The sequence below is a fragment of the Ruegeria sp. AJ12 genome, from assembly GCF_056536245.1.
The window spans coordinates 2,642,170-2,661,236 of record NZ_JBQFJJ010000001.1; the positions used below are offsets into that span (position 1 = coordinate 2,642,170).

The window sequence follows — 19,067 nt, forward strand, 5'->3', positions numbered from 1 at the left end:
ACAACAACGCTTTGTTTCAGCTTCGAAAAATCACGCGTGTGGGGGCATTCACGCCAGATCAACAGAAGATGGCGCACCCGCCTTCAAAGACCGCTCCTGCGGGCTACGTTGAGAGCAGGACTGCCGCTTTCTATCGGATTACGCGAGTTTGACCCATGCCGAATTCCGGGCCGAACTCTGGACACACGCCGCAACGAACCTGACCCCGTGAAGACCATCCTGAACCGTCGGGAAGACAATCGATGCGTCGGGTGATTTACCATTCCGGAATGAAAGGATGGCTTCTGCAGCTTCGCTGTAGATGTTTGCAAATCCTTCCAGATATCCTTCCGGGTGTCCCGGCGGCACGCGGCTCAGGCGATTGGCAGCCTCTCCGGCTCCGGACCCGTTTCGGGTGATCATGCGTTTGGGCTCGCCATAAGGCGTGAACCACAGATAGTTCGGATCTTCCTGCGCCCATTCCAATCCGCCTTTTTCACCATAGACGCGCAATCGGAGGGCGTTTTCATTGCCGGGGGCGACCTGTGACGACCACAGCATTCCCCGCGCGCCGCCGTCAAACCGCAGCAACACATGGGCGTTGTCATCAACTTTCCGCCCGGGCACAAAGGCCTGCAGGTCCGCAGCAAGGCTCTCTGCTCTCAATCCCGTTACAAAACAGGCGAGATTGTAGGCATGGGTTCCGATATCTCCGGTCGATCCTCCTGCCCCGGAGCGTTCCGGGTCGGTGCGCCATTCCGCTTGCTTGAAATCCTGATGTTCGGTCAGCCAGTCCTGCGGGTATTCGACCTGAACCACCCGGATTTTGCCAATATCGCCATTGGCCACCATGTCACGGGCCTGACGAACCATCGGATAGCCCGTGTAGTTGTGCGTCAAAATGAAAAGTGCGTCTGAACTTTCCGCCGCTTTGACCAGCTTCTTTGCGTCGCCAAGGGTCGAGGTAAGAGGTTTGTCACAGATTACGTGAATACGGCGCTTCAGGAACTCACGTGCAGCGGCATAGTGAAGGTGATTAGGGGTAACAATGGAGACCGCTTCGATGCCGGTTTTCAGGCGCGCTTCGCGGACCGCCATCTGCTTGAAGTCGTCGTAGATCCGGGTAAGGCCCAGCGCCTCACCACTTTCCCGGGACTTTTCAGGTGTCGAGGACAGGGCTCCGGCCACCAGTTCATACTTGTCATCCAGCCGCGCCGCGATGCGATGTACGCCGCCGATGAACGCATCGTTGCCGCCACCAACCATGCCAAGACGGATACGGCCCGTGTTGTCTTCATTGCGTCCGGTAACCATCAGTCAATCCCCAGCATTTTTCGATTTGCCGCTTCATCGGTGCCACTGTCTGCGAAATCGTCAAAAGCCTTTTCCGTCACGCGAATGATGTGATCCGATACGAAGCGGGCCCCTTCCCGCGCGCCGTCCTCGGGGTGTTTGAGACAGCATTCCCATTCGACAACGGCCCAACCATCAAAGTCGTTTGCCGCCATCTTGGAAAACACCGCTCCGAAATCCACTTGGCCATCGCCGAGAGAGCGAAACCGCCCTGCCCGATCCACCCAGCTTTGATACCCGGAATAGACGCCCTGCCGACCGGTCGGATTGAACTCGGCATCTTTGACATGAAACATCCGGATACGGTCCTTGTAGATATCGATGTTATCCAGATAGTCGAGGCACTGCAGGACATAGTGCGAGGGGTCGTACAACATACAGGCCCGCGCGTGATTGCCGGTTCGCTCGAGGAACATTTCATAAGTGACACCGTCATGCAGATCTTCGCCGGGATGGATTTCGTAGCAGACATCTACCCCGCAGTCCTCGGCGTGATCGAGGATCGGACCCCAGCGCTTTGCAAGCTCATCAAAGGCCGTTTCAATCAGTCCAGCGGGCCGTTGCGGCCAAGGATAAACATAGGGCCAGGCCAGAGCGCCGGAAAATGTTGCATGCGCCGAGATGCCAAGGTTCTTTGACGCGGACAGAGCTTTTTTGACCTGATCCACGGCCCATTCCTGCCGGGCTTTCGGATTCCCCCGGACGTTTTCCGCCGCAAAGCCATCAAATGCCGTATCGTATGCAGGGTGCACGGCGACAAGCTGCCCCTGCAAATGCGTGGACAGTTCAGTAACCTCTACCCCGTTCTCTTGAGCCTTGCCTTTGAATTCGTCGCAATAATCAACACTGACGGCAGCAGTCTCGAGGTCGAACAGCCGCCCATCCCAACTGGGCACCTGAACGCCCCTGTATCCGCAATCAGACGCCCAGCGCGTGATTGCATCCCATGAGTTGAAAGGGGCCTCGTCACCCGCGAACTGCGCAAGAAAAAGCGCCGGTCCTTTGATCGTCTTCATGATGTCTCCTCCCCAATGTGTTGAAATCTAAGGCGGTAGGTTGTCTTTGAGATAGATATCTATCCGGATGCGTTCCTGCGCCTTGTTGAACGGAACCTTGTCAGACGTCGCGCGAAGCAGACGCACGGCGGACCGCACGATGTGACCTGAGTCCTGAGAAATCAGGGCATCAAACGTCCCACGTCTCAGGGCTTCGCGGCTGAGCGGCGTAAGCTCATGCGCGATAATCACCAGGTCCTTGTTGATCTTGCTTTCGGACAGAAACTGCACAAGGCCCGCGTTGCCAGCGGCGGATGAGTAAATGCCGACCAGATCCGGGTAAGTCGCAAAAATCTCAGGCATCATCTTGTAGATCAGTTCGGGATCGTCCCGCCCTTCAACCGAGGCAACAACTTCGAGGTGGGGAAATTCGTCCGCAACAACCAGATCAAAGCCCTGGCGCCGCTCCAAATGATCGCGCGCCAGCCGTGAACCGGTCAGGACCATGACCTTGCCCTTTCGGTGCACGAACCGTCCCATGAGCTGTGCCGCAGTGCGGCCAGCAGACACATTATCGATCCCGACAAAGTGATCTCTGTCAGAAGACGGCAGGTCCGACACCAGTGCGACAACCGGTATTCCCTTGTCTCTCACTCTCTTCACCGCATCCCGGACAGACGGCGTTTCAGGACCGAACACAGCCACGCCATCCACGTCGCGGGGATCAACAGCATCGAGGATTTCAACGATTTCCTGCGGCTCGAAAGGTGCGACCCGTTGGATCGCCACACGCGTCCGCTCGATGAACTGATCCCGGGACTGTTCGATAATTTGGTTGCTCAGGGCTTCCACGAATTCATTATCCGTGTCCGGCAGCACAAACAGAAAACTATAGACCCGGCTGCGCGCCAGATTTGCAGCGGCGGTGTCACGGACATATCCCAGTTCATCAATGGCTTTGTGCACTTTTTGAACGGTCACCGCCCGCACGCCGGGACGCCTGTTCAACACCCGATCAACAGTCGCAAGGCTAACACCGGCCACACGTGCGATATCGTTCACCGTTGGCTTCTTGACCAATTCTAGTTTTTGTTTCTTCACCAGTCCTTTAGTCCTTCATCTCCCGCGCCAATCCTTCAAACAGCAAGGCGACCGCTTCTGCACCTGGATCGTTATGTCCGATCAGGTTTTCTTCGGGAACATAGGCTGCGCGACCGGCCTTGGCACGGTGAATGTTTGCCGTTTTGTCAGCACCCTGTCGTGCCGCAGTTGCCGCCTGCGCAACACCGGTCGGCAGGGCTGACAGTGCCGGAGCCAGCGCGTCGATCATCGTTCGGTCGCCGACTTTGGCCCCTCCGACCTGGCTTACTCTTTTCAACCCTTCTTCCAGGGATTTCGGGATCGAGGCACCGCTTGCACAGGCATCGCCTGCCGCGTTGAAGAAAATCGCCAGGATCACGCCGGAAGATCCGCCCATTGTCTGGCTCAGTTCATTGCCCAATGCCGGGAAAAGCTGCGTGAGGTCCGCCAGCGGCATGCGGTCCAGGCTGCCCTGCAGGGATCGGGCCGCCGTTGCCAGAGTGCTGCCCGTGTCACCATCGCCAGACTTTGCGTCCAACTCATTGAGGTCTTTTTCGGCGCTGATCAGCAGCTCGGACAGCCGTTCAATGGTTTCCTTCGTTTTCGGGTTGTTGGAGGGGATGGGATCGATCGGTGTCAAACCGTCCGGCAGCGGCGCAACCCTGATCGGTTCAAATGAAGTGACGCCGGGCCACGCCGCAAGATCAACCGGGGCCTCAAGCGCTGACAAGTCTTCTGGTTCAACGGGCAGGATAGAGACTGAAAACCCGTGCATATCCAGCGACGTCATCATTGGCGCCGGCCCGATAACATGGCGCGCCACGCCGGTTTCGGCCAATGCGTGCGTCAGGACGGCCATTTCCAACGGTGTCGTTGATCCAAGGTTGTTCACCAGCGCCACACCGGTGCCGGTGCCAACGCGCTGCTTCAGTTTCTCCACCACGGTCGACATGGCGGTCACAGCGCTGGCAAAATCCACTTGTTCCACGCCGGGCTCACCGTGGATCCCCAGACCCAGTTCAGCCTTGCCCGGCGCGATTCTGTCCTCCTTTGGCGATCCGGGAACGGTGCATGTGTCGAGGCTCATCCCGATGCTGACCACTTTGGCGATCACGTCCTTCGCCGCTTTGGTCACGGTATCTAGGTCAGCGCCACTTTCTGCGAGCGCGCCTGCGATTTTGTGAACAAACAAGGTACCCGCAACGCCGCGTGGCTGCGGCAGGTCCGGCAAGGCAATGTCATCGTCCACGACAACCATTTCTACCTTGCGCCCCAACGCGCGGGCGCGTTCCGCAGCGAGACCAAAGTTCAGCCTGTCGCCAGTGTAGTTTTTGACGATCAGCAGACACCCGGCCTCGCCCGTCACGGCCAGAATCCCAGCGAGCACGGCCTCGACGGACGGAGACGCGAATACCTCGCCACAAACTGCAGCCGTCAGCATCCCGGCGCCGACAAACCCCGCATGCGCGGGTTCATGACCGGAGCCACCGCCGGACACCAAAGCCACTTTCGACTTGTCCCAATCCGAACGGTAGACGACCTTGATATGCGGATATCCATCCAACCGTGTCAGCGCACCTCCGGAAGACGCCAGAAGTCCGTCGATTGCATCCGTAACGAGTGTCTCTTTTGTGTTGAGGAACTGGGCCATGCGTTTGCTCCTTAAGCCACGCGCGCGCCTGACGCGTCGAAATACAATGGGTTGTGGGGGCGGATTTTGATGATCTTTCCTACCGGATAGTCCTGGTGAACGTCGATCAGCGTGACAACGGGGTGACCGTTCAGGTCCAGATGCAACCGGGTCTGATCGCCCAGATGCTCTGCACGTACGACCCGAGTATCCACGCCCTCACCTTCCACGATGTTTTCGGGGCGCAGCCCGATCTGGGGTCCCTTGTGATTTCCGCCAAACAATTCTGATGGCAGGATGTTTATTCTCGGCAGACCCAGACGGCTGGCGACATAAACGCTGCCCGGGTTTTCATAGATGTCACGGGGTGTGCCGTACTGAACCAGCCTGCCCTCTTCCAAAACGCCAATATGCGTCGCCATCGTCATGGCTTCGACCTGATCGTGCGTCACGTAGAGAAGCGTTGAGCCCAGATCGGCCTGAATCCGCTTGAGTTCGACACGAAGATCCGCCCTCAGCTTGGCGTCTAGCGAACTCAACGGCTCGTCCATCAGGAATATCTGAGGGTCACGCACCAGCGCCCGGCCAATTGAGACGCGTTGCATCTCGCCACCCGACAACTCTGTCGCCTTGTTGTTCAGTTTGTGTGGGATTTGAAGGATTTCCGCGACCTCGTTCACTTTGCTCGTGATCTCGTCTTCAGGCATCCTGAGGATCGGAGATCGCAGTGGGAACGACAGGTTCTCGCGCACGGTCATATGCGGATATAGCGAGTATTGCTGGAAGACCATGGCCACATCGCGCTGTGCGGGCGTTTCAAGCCCAACGTCCCGACCCGCAATGCGCACCACTCCCGAATCCAGTTTCTCAAGCCCTGAAATCAATCTGAGTGTCGTAGTTTTTCCCGCGCCGGTCGGGCCTAACAACACCACGAAAGCACCGTCGGGGATCGTCATCGAGATTTCGTCGACTGCTTTGATATTGCCGAAGGACTTTGAGATGTTTTCCAGAACGACTTCAGCCATGTCCCAGCACCTCATCATTCAAAACGGACCTTAAAGCCCGGCCCGTAGACTGTTCAAAAAGGGTCACGGTCGGAGAGCGAAATTCCAAACCGACGGTTTCGCCGGGGCTGACTGTCTCGCGCGCATCAATGCGGGCCTTCAACTCGCCATTCGGGCTTTGCAGCGTCACAATCTGGGTTGTCCCAAGATATTCTGCCGCCAGGACCTTTGCGCGGTAACTGCTGTCATCCGACAGAAAGACATGCTCGGGGCGGACACCAAATACCAACTCTCCCTCTGCCCCTTCCATCATTTTGGGAACCGCCTCATCATGACCATGTAGCCGGACCATCTCTGAGCCCGGCTCGACCTTTCCCTGAAACGGCAGGAAGTTCATCGACGGAGATCCGATGAAGTCCGCAACAAACATGGTTGCCGGTTTGTCATAGATTTCCTGTGGCGTACCAAACTGCTCGATCACGGCATTGTTCATAACGACGATCTTGTCGCCCATCTGCATCGCTTCCAACTGATCGTGCGTGACATACACGGTGGTCGCCCCCATGCGATCATGCAGAGCGCGCAACTCCTCGGCCATATGCTCCCGAAACTCGGCATCCAAAGCGCCGAGAGGCTCATCCATCATGAAGGCCTTGGGTTCGCGTACAATCGCACGCCCAAGCGCGACACGCTGCCTGTCGCCACCCGAAAGCCCACCAACCGGGCTATCCAGAATGTCCCTTATCCCCAGAATACCGGCAACTTCTTCCACCTTTGCTTTCACAGCCGCGCGCGACATCCCCTGTGAGATCAACGGATAGCTGATGTTCTTGCGCACATTCATATGCGGATACAGCGCAAACATCTGGAAAACAAAAGCAATGTCGCGCTCCGAAGGCGGTCTTTGGCTGATTTCCTCGCCATCAAGGTAGATCTCACCGGACGTCGGAAGCTCCAACCCCGCAATCATCCGCAGCGTTGTTGTTTTGCCGCAACCCGATGGCCCAAGCAGCATGAAGAACTCACCATCTTCAATCGTGAACGAGCTTTCCCGGACAGCCGTAAAATCGCCGAACATCTTCTTGACGTTATTGACTATGATCTGGGCCATTTCTACTCCCGAAAATGGCTGACGATGATGAACATGACGGTTCCGATCAGCGTGACGATGAAGGAATAGGTGAAGGCCCAAAGTACAAACGGCTGCATCAGCATGAACACCCCGACCGCAATCAGGACGGTCGCGACCATTTCCCATGGGCCGCGGCGAAATCGGATGAGGCCGGCTATGAATTCGCTCATTTGCGTACAGCTCCGAAGGTGATCCCGCGCAGCAGGTGTTTGCGCATAAGGATGGTGAAGATCATGACCGGGATCAGGAAGATCGTGGCACCCGCAGCCACAGCAGGCCAGTCCAGACCACCGATACCAATGATGGTTGGGATAAAGGGCGGTGCGGTTTGCGCATTGGCCGAGGTCAGCAGCACCGCAAAGGCGTATTCATTCCAAGCGAAGATCAGACAAAAGATTGCGGTTGAAGCGATGCCAGTGGCCGCCTGCGGCAGCACCACTTTGTAGAACGCCTGAAACCGTGTGTACCCGTCAATGAGCGCCGCCTCTTCATATTCGCGCGGGATCTCGTCGATGAAGCCTTTCAACAACCAGACGGCCAGAGAAATATTCACCCCGGTATACAACAGGATCATACCGAGATGCGTATCACTGAGGCCTAAATTCCGGAACATCAGGAAGATCGGGATCGCAACAGCGACCGGGGGCATCATCCTGGTACTGAGAATGAAAAACAGAAGGTCGTCTTTGAGCGGCACCTTGAAACGACTGAACGCATAGGCCGCCAAAGTCCCTAAGAAGATGCTGAGGAACGTCGATCCAAATCCGATGATGACCGAGTTCATGAACCGCTCGCCGAACTTGGAGGGTCCAACGATCACCATGTCATATTGGCGTACGATCTCGTCGGCCCAGTTCTGGGGTGGGTTCGCCTCCAAAAACTCCTGAGTTTGGCGCGTGCGGGTCGTGAACAGATTGACGTAGCCTTCCAGCGTTGGGTCAAAAACCACCTTGGGCGGGTAGCTGATGGCGTCGGCCGGAGATTTGAACCCGGTCAGAAGAATCCAAACCAAAGGGATCATCGTGATCAGCGCGTAGCCAATCACCAAGGCACCGGCGATCCACTTGGATCGGTTCGAAGGTTCGGTGACGGAAAAACTGCTCATCTCTGCTTCACCTTGTTCAGGGCTTTGACGTAGATCGACGCAAGGCCGAACACGGTGACAAAAAGGATGATCGCATAGGCCGAGGCATAGCCCGTGCGCCACTTTTCAAAGGCTTCGCGTTTGAGGTTGATCGAGGTCAGTTCCGTGACAGACCCCGGCCCGCCGCCTGTCAGCTGAACCACCAGATCGAACATCTTGAAGTTCTCGATCCCCCGGAACAGCACCGCCAGCATCAGGAACGGCAGCACCATCGGAATGGTGATCGTAAAAAACTGCCGCAGCTTGCTGGCTCGGTCGATTTCGGCAGCCTCATAGATGTAATCGGGAATACTGCGCAGCCCGGCCAGACAGATCAGCATCACAAAAGGCGTCCACATCCAGGTGTCGACAATGACGATCGCCCAAGGCGCCAACGTCACCGATCCCAACATTTCAAAGCTCGACGGGTCTTTGCCCGTGAACCACGACACGATATAGTTAAACAACCCGATCTGAGGCTGATACAGGAACTTCCAGAAATTCCCGACAACGGCCGGGGACAGCATCATCGGCAGTACGATGATGGTCGTCCAAAGATCATTGCCCTTGAATTTCTTGTTGATCAGCCAGGCCAGCGTGAACCCGATCAGGATCTGAAAGAAAATCGTCCAGAACAGGAAATGCGCGGTGGCCTGCATATTCAGCCAAGTGTCGGAGTCGGTCAGGATACGTTCGTAATTCCTGAACCCGACATCCTTGACCTCACGCCCGATCCGGTTGGCCTTGTAGTTGGTAAAGCTCAGCTGGATGGTCCAGATCAACGGAAAGATGTTGATCGCCAGAAGCAGGAAAATCGTGGGGGAGATAAAGATCCAGGCGATCGCCCGATCCGATAATCCCCTGATTTTGCGCGCAACTCGCACGGGCGTTGCCCGGGCAACGCGATCTACGGTCCTGTCAGACATCTCTTTGCCAGTTCTTGTCGGTTTCGGACGCAGGGCGATGTAGGAGCGGGTCACCCCCGCTCCAACCCTTGCGCCGGTTTACAGCTTGCCTTCGTCTTCGAAGACTTCCGTCCAGTCCTCGATCAACAGATCAAGCGCTTCCTGAGCCGTGCCCTGATCGGCAACGACGTAGTCATGGATGCGCTTCTGCATGGCCAGCAGCAGTTCCGCATATGCGGGCTCCTGCCAGAAATCCTGCACGCCTGCCATCGCTTCAAGGAAGTCGCCGGCAAACGGCTGGCTGTCCACGAAACCCGGGTCTTCGAGCACCGAGTTATGTGCGGAATAGCCACCCAGTTCCCACCACTTTGCCTGAACTGCAGGCTGCGCAAACCACTTGATGTATTCCAACGCGGCATCCTGTTTGTCAGAATAGCTGACAACAGAAATCCCCTGCCCGCCCAATGTCGAACCAGCCTGGTTCTGGGGTGGGTTCACGAAGAAATCGATCTTTTCGCCACCCGTGTTCGGATCGGCATAAAGACCTGGGAAAAACGCAAACCAGTTCATCGCCATGGCGACCTGACCGGACTTAAAGGCGTCCAGGCTTTCACCCATGTAAGAGTTGGTGTATCCCGGCGGCGTCGCCGTTTTGTAGAACTCTTTGTAGAATTCCAACGCCTCGACAGCTTCGGGTGAGTTCACGGCCCCTTCCATGTCATAGGATCCGGGCGTGTTTTCATACTTGAACCCCCACGGATACAACGCGCCGGTCACACCCATGGTGATCCCTTCCGAGCCGCGCTCCGTAAAGATCGCTGCACCGTAGACCGTCTTTCCATCGATCTCACGACCCTGGAAAAACTGGGCAATCTGCAAAAGCTCTTTCTGGGATTGTGGTTCGCGCAGGTCTTGCCCGGTGGCCTCTTTATAAGCCGCCTGAATGTCCGGGTTCTCGAACCAGTCCTTGCGATAGAACCAACCGTTCGCATCCCCCATCGCGGGCAATGCATAAAAGTTCGGTGTACCCTTCGGCCACGTCGAGTAGGCATAGACCGTGGCCGGTGCGAAATCGTCCATGCTGATGCCTTCAGCATCGAAGAAATCGTTCAGCTTTACGTAATGACCGTTTTCCGCGCCACCGCCGATCCACTGACTGTCTCCGATCAAAAGATCGCAAAGCTTGCCGCCCGAATTCAGTTCGTTCAGCATCCGGTCTGCAAAATTCGGCCAGGGCACGAACTCGAAGTTCATTGTGTGGCCAGATTCAGCTTCGAACTCTTTTGACAGTTCGACAAGAGCATTGGCCGGGTCCCATGCCGCCCAGCACAACGTCAGATCTTCGGCCTGAGCCTTGGTTGAAAGAGTAGTAGCGGCAAGGACTATTGCGCTGGCCGAAGCCAGTTTCGTGTAAGTCATCCATTCCTCCCTTTTTGCGCCGTCATTCGAGGATGTGCGAATCGCGGCATGGTTCCAAGGCTATTTGAGGTACGCACCTCAAGTCCAGAAATTTCTGAGGTTCGTACCTCAAGATTCCCTCGAATAGATCAAGATTGGCTCTTAAAGGTATGACAATATTACCTATAATCAGGCTCCGTTAATTCACTGGCGGATGCCCGACCGACATCTTCGGCAAAGATTGGATCATCGGACCGCAGTGCGAGGACAAGGCGTACCGACGCCCCACTCACCAATCCCGCAACGCCCGGTGACCGATTTCAACTTGAGTGGGACGTTAACAAGCCGGCAACGGTTTCGACGTTCCAATGGTTTCTTGAACAAGTTGAGTCGCATTGGCCAAAGCAGACAAGTTCTCTCGTTCAGATAAAACGCTGCGAACAAGAACAAGGCCCGGCCCCTGAAGTGCCAGCCGAAGGATCGAGATCGCAAGCCTATGATGTGCCGCGACGTTGGCGCCACGCTCCATCAGTTTGAAATCCAAACCGCCAACTTCGGAGATGAAGTCAAGTTGACCAATACGTTCGGCGGTTTGCAGAATTTGCGTGTCAGTCGGTCTGGGCCGCAGACCTAGCGTCAGGGCGCGCCGCAGACTGCCCTTCAGGATCAACGGCTGCTCAGTCACAATTCCGACGCACCGGCGCAAACTGCCCGATGTCAGCTCGGCAACATCCACGCCACCCAGCCTGAGCGAGAAGTCCTCGCTGTCCACGTTGCCGGTCAGCGCATTTTCAATCAGGTCCATTACGGTGCTGGAGACAACGGCTGCTTGACCAGCGCCCAGTTTCACAACTGTATCGTTTCCGCGAAAAACCTCGACGGAACAGGGCTTGCGGCGCAAACGGATCTTTCGCTGGCTCTGGGCAATCAGGGGACGCCCCAGGGCGCGCTTTAGACTGCTGTATGCTGCATTGAATTTGGCAGCCTTGTCGCTGGAAGACATCATGTTGCGCAATGGCCGGATCATAAGACCCAATGCCGCCAACGCGGCGGCGATGGTGGCTGCTGACAGGCCGCTCAGGCTGCCAATGAGCATGATCAGGCATGCTGCGATTGCTGCCGAAACCTCCGGAAGGGCCATTCGAACTTGATACATGGCACGTCTGTAACGCGCCGCGTCCACAACTTTTTCAGCACGCCGTTCCAGAGATCTGAGCTCCACCTGCCGGCGCCCGAGCACAGCGAGTTTCGGAGCAATCGGAAGGCGCTCTATGACATCGGCGGCAAGTCGGGCACGAAGCTTTCGAAGGCGAACATGGGCCTCAAAAAGTCTTCGATGCGTTGCGAGGGCCCATATGGCTGTCGGCAAAACTGCACTCGCCGCCACCCAGACAAAGCTGGGATACAAATAAATCAAAACTGCGGTTGACGCGGGCAGCAATACAACTGCCTGCACAAGCCGGGGCATGCCCAAGCCTGGCCAGTCCTTCAGCGCGTTCAGATCGCCCGTTGAACGAAGCACCTGATAGCCCGTGCGCCTGAGGTCGAGATCATGTTGGTTGCTGCGACTGGCATGGTCGAACAAGGCCAAACGAACATCCTTGGCGTAGTCCTGCCCCAGGTGCTCGGCAACATTTCGAAAGAGCAACTGGGTCAAAGCAGCAAAAATTCCGGCAATACCAACCGCGAGAATGGACACGATCGGAATTCCCATTTCAGCATGTAGCGCAACAAATACACTGCGTGTCGCAATGGCCGCCGCTGCAAGAGCGGCGGCCTGCGCCAGGGTCAGGAACAAGATCCACCCCAGCAGGCGGCGTCTGAGACCCGCAAAGAGCTGGGGAGGGGTCATGCTGCTTGCGGGACCCGCCCGATCCCGGTTCGCGCCGCCAGTGTGTTGGCATAGGCTGGGTCAAGGAGTTGGTCGCGTGTAAGCACTTGCACGCCTGTCACCGCATGCGCTTCGCTGGCAGACATCGGAGAACAGGACAGCATTCCGGTCAGCGCCATCGGTCGAATACCATTGCGCGCGAGTTCCGAAACGCCCCCCGCCGCAGCCACCGGATCGGCACAGGCAAACAGGTATTTCGAGAACCGGGTCCGCGCGTCCGCGTCGGCAAGAAGTGCTGCGGTCTCTCGCTGGTAGATCCCGTCCGCCAGTTCCATGACCGCAATGCCGCAACCCCGTGTTTCAGCTTCGCCCAAAAGCGCATCAATGCCTGCGATGATCCTTGGCAATGGTTCCAGATACGTCGTGACCATGCCCGCGTCGGTGAAATCTGCCACGTAAGACGCGCCAGCATCGGCGTAGGCGTTGTAGTCTCCGAATGCACCTGTTCCTGTGCCTTTCAGCACCGCAACCTGCCATCCGGCCCTGCTCAGGCCATGCGCCAACGCGGCAGTGGCTGTTGTCTTGCCCGAATTCATCGACGTGCCAACCACACCGATGACCGGCAGTTGAGAGGGCAAGGTTCGCGCCGGCAGGGCATAGTCGCCGGTGTTCAGGACATTTCCGTCCTTAGACATGATGCGTCCCAAGGGCTGAATCCGGGTCGGCGGTTTTACGCGTTCATTGCGTTGTGTCATTCGACCGACACATCCCCCACCGGCCAGCATGTCGCAGCCTGTTTCGTTGATCTCGGCCAGCCCTTCGAACTGATCCGGTGCATAGCGGGCACCGCACGGCAGAACCACAAGATCCCCGGGATACATTGTCGACGGACGACCTGTCGTCAGTTGAATGCGCCTGTGGTTTCCGATTTCAGACACCCGCCCGAGGATAAGATCGCCTGGCTTGGATCTGGAAAAGTCGTGACACAGCCGGTGGGCAAGCCCGGGATCAATCCGTCTGGTTGCAAAACACCATTTTGCATCTCTAAAATTGCAACGGTCCATCGTTAAACTCCTGTGATTGGGTGATTTCAGTTATTGCAAACAAGCCGAGTCAGACCGGCATTTGCGCAGTCAGAAAAGCTGTGGGCGCAGCCGCGGAGCTCCGTCAGTGACACGTCCGGAGTGATCCCTCTGGCCTCGGCCGCAGTTCTAAATGACCTGCAGTAATGCCGCGCACGCGCCAAGCGATGGCGGCCCTGCACATCGTCGATCAGTGGCTCCTTGCGCAAGGCTTTATCACGATGGTGATCTTCAGAACCAACGTAGACCCGCAGCGTCAAGGCAAGGTAGTTTCGCAGTTGATTATGGGCCAAAGCAGGTATGTTTGCCTTGCTCGGCTTGTCAGACGGAGCAAGCCCCATCGGAAAAGGCTGTGTCAAATCGGGCAGGCAATACCATCCTGCGGCCGCCAGATTCAGCGTGTCGATCCGCTGCGGGTACAGCATCGCAAATCGGTGCGCGAGTTGGGCGCCACCAGAGTAGCCGAATATCTCGACCTTATCGGTCGTCGCAATGCCCATTTGCTGCACCAAATCAAGCAGTGCAAGGATTGCACGATCCGGCCGGTAGGTGCCGATCCTTTGGAAGTGAGGCCAACTCTTGGCGGAGAACCTCGGAGTGATCAGGATTTGGCCTTTCGCTTCGCAATGGCCTGAAAACGCTTCGGCAATACCGCCCGCATTGCGTGAGATTCCATGCAGTGCCAACAAAGGCGGCTGCGTTGGCGAGGCTGATCCGGGTATCCGAACTTCCGCCGACAATACTCTTTTGCCAACCGTCACAGAGAGTCTGTGGACCGACATCGGCTTCGTTACAGGTATAATATCCATGGCAGTATCAAGCATGTGTTGCTCCCAAAATTCGTAATCTTGCAGAGACAACGGTGCGGTTCGCGATCTATTCCAAAAAAATTCAAACTCCTGTCTAAGACGGCTCTGGAAAACGCCCTGTGTGCGGCCAGGATGTGCGGTCCAAAACCTCGTTGGTCTCAGTAAACAGATGGGTCTCGGTTTCTTTTTCGGATCGGGATGGAATAAATGTCGGGCAAATCCGTTGTTGAAAAACAAACGCGCAACAGGAGAAGTACAATGTCGGATCGGTTCCGAAAGGATTTGGTGGCCCTTGTCCCAAAACTGCGCCGGTTTGCGCTGACTTTGACTGGCAATCAGCCGGACGCGGATGACTTGGTGCAATCTGCCTGTGTCAAAGCACTGAAAAACTCTGCCCAGTTTCGCGAAGGAACCCGAATGGACAGTTGGATGTATCGCATCATCCAAACCCTTTGGATCGACGATCGCAGACGCGCAAAGACGCGCGGGGCACAGATTGATCCGGAGCTTGTGAGCCTCAGTGACGGAGGACGCGGCGCGCGCCTGCCCGAGGATCGCATGATGCTCGACACAGCTCGGCACGCCATGGGCGAGTTGCCCGAAAACCAGCGCGTTGTCCTGTCTCTCGTGGCCATTGAGGGGATGAGCTATAAGGAAACGGCTGAGATTCTTGAGGTTCCTGTCGGCACCGTCATGAGCCGTTTGTCCAGGGCCAGAGAGGCGTTGCTGCCACAACTGGGAATGTCGAGGGGACCAATGCAATGACTTCTGACACTGTGATGAACCAGTCTCGCCTTGCCGCTTTTGTTGACGGAGAGCTATCGCCGGAAGAGGCAGCAGAAGTCGTTCTGCATCTGGCAGACCACCCGCAGGACCAAGCCTATGTCGACGCGCTTATGACCGCGAATGAAGCGCTGTCGCAAGCGTTCTCCGACCCATTGGACGAGCCTGTTCCGAACGCGATCCGGGAAACTGTCATGGGCCCGGCACAATCGGCAAATGTTGTGCCGTTTCGCAAACGCGGCGTCGTTTGGCTGGGCACCGGTTTGGCAGCGGCATTGGCGCTGGCGGTGATCATCGGCCCGGAACTTTCTGGTTCAGACGACGCGCTCAGGCTGGCCGTCGGTCCGGTCGAAAACGGGTCGGCGCTGGCCAGATCGCTTGACAGCCTTCCCTCGGGAGTTCCGGAGACACATGTTTCCGAGCAAAGCCTGATGGTTTTGGCAACGCTGCCGGTGGACGACGGATACTGTCGGGAGTTCGAGATCATCAGCTACGCAGATGAGCGGATAGACCTTGGCGTTGCATGTATCCAGTCCGACGGTTGGGTGGTCGAAGTCACCATGTCAGAGCCGCTTTCCGCCACAGGAACGGAAGATGGCTTTGTGACGGCCAGCGGAACAGAGATGCAGGGCTTGATGCCGTTCCTCGATCGGCTAGGGGCGGGCAATGCCCTGACCCCCGACGTAGAAGCCGACCTGATCGAACGCGGCTGGACAAATTAACACAACCAGCCCGTATTCAGCAGACCATGACCAAATATGTCGTCGAAACCTGGTGCGCCAAGATCCCGCGCGGACTGCAATAGCCGCGTACGGACCTCAACGGGTGTCAGCGTTTCGTCCTGTGACAGCATGATGGCGACAGCAGCGGTGACAAACGGGACCGCAAATGAGGTGCCGGATTTCGGTCTCGCGCCCCGGATTGAGGTCGCTGATAACATGTTCACGCCCGGAGCGGTCAGATCGATATGTGGTCCACGTTGCGCCTGACGGTAGACGCGCGCGCGGGCATCCACCGCCGTCACGGCAAGGACCCCATCAAAAGCAGCCGGAAAGGCAGGCTTGCCGGACGGACCGGAATTTCCCGCAGCCGCGACCAGGACGATTTGGTCCTCTTCGACCAGCTGGCGGACAATCTCCTCAAGTACGCTGTTATTGGGGCCTGCCAGTGACAGGTTGATGACGCGGACGCCGCGCCCTTTCAACAGATCGAGTCCTCGCAATAATGAGACCAGATCCGCACGTTCATCGGCACCTTGGCGCGCAAACGCATCCACGGCTATGACCTCCGCACCGTGGATGAGACCAGGAACCCGGCTGTTCGGATCACCGACCATAAGCGAGGCCACCGCCGTCCCATGGATCGCTTTGGACGGTGCCAGAGACTGATCCGAAAGCTGGATCAATTCCAGCCGCGCGTTCGACATGATTTCGTGGTTCGAATTGATTCCGGTGTCGATCATCCCGACGGGAACGCTGACAGAGCAGGTGACGGTTCTGTCCGCAATTCTGGGCCACTCGATCATCTCCCAGGCAGGGCAGTTTTCATGCGAACAGGTGTCAGACGCGTTCTCCGGCGTTTCCTTCTGTTCGAACCGGTAGAAATGATTGAAATCCGCGTTGGCACCAGAGGGCAGCGACCGGACACGATTTCGGGCCGTTTCCAGGTCCAAATCCTCGGGAACAGACAAGCGGGTCAGAACTTGGTCCAAAGCATCCAGATTTACCGTCGCATCTATCGCAAACCCCTCTGAAAGGAGCTGTTCCAGTTCTTCGGCGGTGGCATCTAGGACAACGATTTCAGACGGCGCTTGTATGGTAAGCACAGCAGGGGACGGTGGTCTGATTGTCTGGGTTTGTCGTGGCCTGTTGAACAACTGACCCAGGAATCCACCAATCGGCCGCTCTCCCGACGATCGGCCGCCACCCCGGGAGCCCGAGCCATTGTCATCGTTGTCATTGTCGTTGTCATCATCATCGTCATCTGCCCAAGCTGCAGAGACGAAAGAAGCCTGCCATTCAAATGGCAGGGCCAGTTGCACAGGCAGCCAGAGCCCGAGTATCAGGCTGATCTGAAGGGCACGATTTACGACCTTTTTCATTCCATTTTCCACATTGGCTATAAGACGTTCGCAACGACAACGCTGTGCAACGCGTTTTATTCCATATCAAGGGGCGTCGCGGCAATCAGGTCCATTACTACCGGCGCGATGCAACAAAAAAGGCCACTGCCCATCCCAAAGAATGCCGGTTCAACAAATGGCCGCACCCTAAACTCCAGCAAGAGCCCGGCACCCCTACCCCGCAAACGTCTCTGATGTTGAAAACGTCACGGCGCTCTGGCGGATTTTCATGACAAAACGGCTCTCTCTTTCCGAACCAATTGGTTGAAGGTGGCTCTGACAGGCAGGGGTCAGTTGCCAGGTACTTTTCCTGGACGCGGCATCTCTGGCAATGACCACAACGGCCGCTCGTGTTGAGACATCGGATACCCTCAAGCGATCACCCAAGAACGAGATTTGATATCCTGATCAAACCATGGACCGGGCGTCACCCCGGCGGCCCGTCCAACCACTCGGCAATCTGCCCGGCAGGCCCTTCCCATCCAGGCTCCATGAACAGAAAATGCGCATGGTTCTCGATGGGCAAGAAGGTCGCGCGGTCTCCGTAGAGCTTCGCCAACGCGCGGCAGGTGTTGGGATTCACGGCCCGGTCCTCGGTGCCCGAGACGATCAGCACCGGGCAATCGACCTTGTCGATATCGACCTTCATCGCGTGGTGATCGTCGAACATCCAGAAAAACATCTCGAACATCACCCGTCCGCTTTCGGCACCCAAGCGGTCGAACACCGCGTGCTGCTGTGCCTCGGGCATCTTGTTGAGCGCAAAGGGAGCCATCAGGTCGAACTCGACCCGCATCGGCTGTTTCCAAAACGCCCCACCCTCCATCAACGCGCGCGGCACGGCGCGTTCGTCGTCGGTTTCGGGCAGCGTGCCCCAAGGCGCGTTCGGGTTGATCAGGACGATGGCGCTGGCCAGACCGCGTGCGGCCACCTGCTGCGCCACCACACCCGCTATGGCGTGGCCCAGCAATACCGGCTTGCTGTCCAGTCCCCGCACGAACGCCGCAATGTCTTCGGCATAGTCCGTCACGCTGGTATTCGTTAGGCCCGGATCAGGGTCGGCCTTGGGATCGCCGCCATGATAGCGCAGCGCGGGGGTGTGCACCGTCCAGCCCCGGTCGCGAAAAAATCCTGCGTAGCCTTCCATACACCATGGACCGGCAAAGGCCCCGTGAATCAGAACAATCTCTTTGGTCATCGAAATGCCTCCCGTTCCGGCATCAGTATGGGCATCCTGCAAGACGTTACAACTGCGCGTGATCGCGGTTGCGTGACGGATCGGACCACCTAAACTCAGGCACATGAGTTTTGTAACCGATAACCAACTGCCCCTGCTGATCCTGTTCTTTGTGTTCGGGTCGATAGGCACCGCCTTCCTGTTCCGCAAACCGGCTGGTCATCGCGCGTGGAAACTGGCGGATCTGGTCTGGGTGGTTCTGGGCGGCATCGGGGCGTTGGTGGCGGTGCTGGCGGGGCTTTACACATCGGACAGTTCCCGGCTGGACCGACAGATTGATGTGGCCTATGCGGCCTCGCTGGCCTTTGACCGGGATGCGGCTCGGTTCCGGCTGCGGTTCTGCGATCCCGCCTTTGATCCAGATACCGCCGTGCTGTGCGACAAGGTCGAGTTTCTGTCGGCCTCGACCGCACGCAATGCCGACCTGCCCCTATTCATTGCCGTCACGAACGAGGTTGCACCTTTGCAGGGGCTGCATTTCCTGTTCGGGCGACAAACCAAGGACGATATGGATGAAATCCGCGAGATGGCCGCCAAGGCCGACGCCTTTGATATCGAACAGTTTCTAGTGTTTACCTCACTGGACGAAGCGACCCAGACCGCC

Annotated in this window: 17 protein-coding genes; 2 read left to right on the forward strand and 15 right to left on the reverse strand. The window is 57.2% G+C overall.

The genetic code is table 11. From position 1 onward, the window contains the following. Positions 1-138: 138 nt before the first annotated feature. The 13 genes from ACR3E0_RS13285 to ACR3E0_RS13345 form a co-directional block, all read right to left on the reverse strand. Entirely contained in the window at positions 139-1,293 is a 1,155-nt protein-coding gene (locus tag ACR3E0_RS13285) for a Gfo/Idh/MocA family protein (RefSeq protein ID WP_480479296.1), read from the reverse strand. Continuing rightward, positions 1,293-2,348: a sugar phosphate isomerase/epimerase family protein gene (locus tag ACR3E0_RS13290; RefSeq protein ID WP_480479297.1), complete on the reverse strand. Its 1,056-nt coding sequence runs from the start codon at positions 2,346-2,348 to the stop codon at positions 1,293-1,295. Before ACR3E0_RS13290 ends, ACR3E0_RS13285 begins: the two co-directional genes overlap by 1 nt. A 27-nt stretch (positions 2,349-2,375) precedes the next feature. Further along, on the reverse strand, positions 2,376-3,428 hold the full coding sequence (locus ACR3E0_RS13295; protein WP_480479298.1) for a LacI family DNA-binding transcriptional regulator: 1,053 nt from the start codon (positions 3,426-3,428) through the stop codon (positions 2,376-2,378). Positions 3,429-3,435: 7 nt separating this feature from the next. After that, the gene (locus tag ACR3E0_RS13300) at positions 3,436-5,058 is read right to left on the reverse strand and encodes a dihydroxyacetone kinase subunit DhaK (RefSeq protein ID WP_480479299.1); all 1,623 of its coding nucleotides are present in this window, start codon (positions 5,056-5,058) and stop codon (positions 3,436-3,438) included. An 11-nt stretch (positions 5,059-5,069) separates the two neighbouring features. Then, positions 5,070-6,062, reverse strand: a complete 993-nt coding sequence (locus tag ACR3E0_RS13305; protein WP_480479300.1) for an ABC transporter ATP-binding protein — start codon at positions 6,060-6,062, stop codon at positions 5,070-5,072. Continuing rightward, positions 6,055-7,152, reverse strand: a complete 1,098-nt coding sequence (locus ACR3E0_RS13310; RefSeq protein ID WP_480479301.1) for an ABC transporter ATP-binding protein — start codon at positions 7,150-7,152, stop codon at positions 6,055-6,057. Before ACR3E0_RS13310 ends, ACR3E0_RS13305 begins: the two co-directional genes overlap by 8 nt. 2 nt (positions 7,153-7,154) lie before the next feature. Beyond that, the gene (locus ACR3E0_RS13315) at positions 7,155-7,343 is read right to left on the reverse strand and encodes a hypothetical protein (RefSeq protein WP_480479302.1); all 189 of its coding nucleotides are present in this window, start codon (positions 7,341-7,343) and stop codon (positions 7,155-7,157) included. Then, on the reverse strand, positions 7,340-8,278 hold the full coding sequence (locus ACR3E0_RS13320; RefSeq protein WP_480479303.1) for a carbohydrate ABC transporter permease: 939 nt from the start codon (positions 8,276-8,278) through the stop codon (positions 7,340-7,342). Before ACR3E0_RS13320 ends, ACR3E0_RS13315 begins: the two co-directional genes overlap by 4 nt. After that, positions 8,275-9,222 carry a carbohydrate ABC transporter permease gene (locus tag ACR3E0_RS13325; protein WP_480481039.1) on the reverse strand — a complete coding sequence of 316 codons (948 nt, stop codon included), beginning with the start codon at positions 9,220-9,222 and terminating at the stop codon, positions 8,275-8,277. The genes ACR3E0_RS13320 and ACR3E0_RS13325 overlap by 4 nt, the downstream gene beginning before the upstream one ends. 78 nt (positions 9,223-9,300) lie before the next feature. After that, positions 9,301-10,620 carry an ABC transporter substrate-binding protein gene (locus ACR3E0_RS13330; protein WP_480479304.1) on the reverse strand — a complete coding sequence of 440 codons (1,320 nt, stop codon included), beginning with the start codon at positions 10,618-10,620 and terminating at the stop codon, positions 9,301-9,303. Positions 10,621-10,936: 316 nt separating this feature from the next. Beyond that, positions 10,937-12,451, reverse strand: coding sequence for an ABC transporter transmembrane domain-containing protein (locus tag ACR3E0_RS13335; protein WP_480479305.1), 1,515 nt, complete (start codon positions 12,449-12,451; stop codon positions 10,937-10,939). Next, positions 12,448-13,494, reverse strand: coding sequence for a hypothetical protein (locus tag ACR3E0_RS13340; protein WP_480479306.1), 1,047 nt, complete (start codon positions 13,492-13,494; stop codon positions 12,448-12,450). Before ACR3E0_RS13340 ends, ACR3E0_RS13335 begins: the two co-directional genes overlap by 4 nt. Before the next feature lie 26 nt (positions 13,495-13,520). After that, positions 13,521-14,558, reverse strand: coding sequence for an alpha/beta fold hydrolase (locus tag ACR3E0_RS13345; protein ID WP_480479307.1), 1,038 nt, complete (start codon positions 14,556-14,558; stop codon positions 13,521-13,523). Between the two features lie 21 nt (positions 14,559-14,579). On the opposite strand from ACR3E0_RS13345, the gene ACR3E0_RS13350 reads away from it, so the two are divergent. Beyond that, positions 14,580-15,086 carry an RNA polymerase sigma factor gene (locus ACR3E0_RS13350; RefSeq protein WP_480479308.1) on the forward strand — a complete coding sequence of 169 codons (507 nt, stop codon included), beginning with the start codon at positions 14,580-14,582 and terminating at the stop codon, positions 15,084-15,086. Next, entirely contained in the window at positions 15,083-15,826 is a 744-nt protein-coding gene (locus ACR3E0_RS13355) for an anti-sigma factor family protein (RefSeq protein WP_480479309.1), read from the forward strand. Before ACR3E0_RS13350 ends, ACR3E0_RS13355 begins: the two co-directional genes overlap by 4 nt. On the opposite strand, the gene ACR3E0_RS13360 is transcribed toward ACR3E0_RS13355, so the two are convergent. Both ACR3E0_RS13360 and ACR3E0_RS13365 read right to left on the reverse strand, forming a co-directional pair. Then, a complete protein-coding gene (locus ACR3E0_RS13360; RefSeq protein ID WP_480479310.1) occupies positions 15,823-17,205 on the reverse strand; it encodes a S8 family serine peptidase in 1,383 nt (460 codons plus the stop codon). The two genes, ACR3E0_RS13355 and ACR3E0_RS13360, sit on opposite strands and share 4 nt — an antisense overlap. A gap of 448 nt (positions 17,206-17,653) precedes the next feature. Continuing rightward, positions 17,654-18,424: an alpha/beta hydrolase gene (locus tag ACR3E0_RS13365; protein WP_480479311.1), complete on the reverse strand. Its 771-nt coding sequence runs from the start codon at positions 18,422-18,424 to the stop codon at positions 17,654-17,656. Positions 18,425-19,067: the final 643 nt, after the last annotated feature.

Bases quoted from the DNA above. Each gene is read 5' to 3' on its own strand.
- ACR3E0_RS13285 (WP_480479296.1), bottom strand. From the start codon at position 1,293: ATGGTTACCGGACGCAATGAAGACAACACGGGCCGTATCCGTCTTGGC.
- ACR3E0_RS13290 (WP_480479297.1), bottom strand. From the start codon at position 2,348: ATGAAGACGATCAAAGGACCGGCGCTTTTTCTTGCGCAGTTCGCGGGT.
- ACR3E0_RS13300 (WP_480479299.1), bottom strand. From the start codon at position 5,058: ATGGCCCAGTTCCTCAACACAAAAGAGACACTCGTTACGGATGCAATC.
- ACR3E0_RS13305 (WP_480479300.1), bottom strand. From the start codon at position 6,062: ATGGCTGAAGTCGTTCTGGAAAACATCTCAAAGTCCTTCGGCAATATC.
- ACR3E0_RS13310 (WP_480479301.1), bottom strand. From the start codon at position 7,152: ATGGCCCAGATCATAGTCAATAACGTCAAGAAGATGTTCGGCGATTTT.
- ACR3E0_RS13315 (WP_480479302.1), bottom strand. From the start codon at position 7,343: ATGAGCGAATTCATAGCCGGCCTCATCCGATTTCGCCGCGGCCCATGG.
- ACR3E0_RS13320 (WP_480479303.1), bottom strand. From the start codon at position 8,278: ATGAGCAGTTTTTCCGTCACCGAACCTTCGAACCGATCCAAGTGGATC.
- ACR3E0_RS13325 (WP_480481039.1), bottom strand. From the start codon at position 9,222: ATGTCTGACAGGACCGTAGATCGCGTTGCCCGGGCAACGCCCGTGCGA.
- ACR3E0_RS13330 (WP_480479304.1), bottom strand. From the start codon at position 10,620: ATGACTTACACGAAACTGGCTTCGGCCAGCGCAATAGTCCTTGCCGCT.
- ACR3E0_RS13335 (WP_480479305.1), bottom strand. From the start codon at position 12,451: ATGACCCCTCCCCAGCTCTTTGCGGGTCTCAGACGCCGCCTGCTGGGG.
- ACR3E0_RS13340 (WP_480479306.1), bottom strand. From the start codon at position 13,494: ATGGACCGTTGCAATTTTAGAGATGCAAAATGGTGTTTTGCAACCAGA.
- ACR3E0_RS13350 (WP_480479308.1), top strand. From the start codon at position 14,580: ATGTCGGATCGGTTCCGAAAGGATTTGGTGGCCCTTGTCCCAAAACTG.
- ACR3E0_RS13355 (WP_480479309.1), top strand. From the start codon at position 15,083: ATGACTTCTGACACTGTGATGAACCAGTCTCGCCTTGCCGCTTTTGTT.
- ACR3E0_RS13360 (WP_480479310.1), bottom strand. From the start codon at position 17,205: ATGAAAAAGGTCGTAAATCGTGCCCTTCAGATCAGCCTGATACTCGGG.
- ACR3E0_RS13365 (WP_480479311.1), bottom strand. From the start codon at position 18,424: ATGACCAAAGAGATTGTTCTGATTCACGGGGCCTTTGCCGGTCCATGG.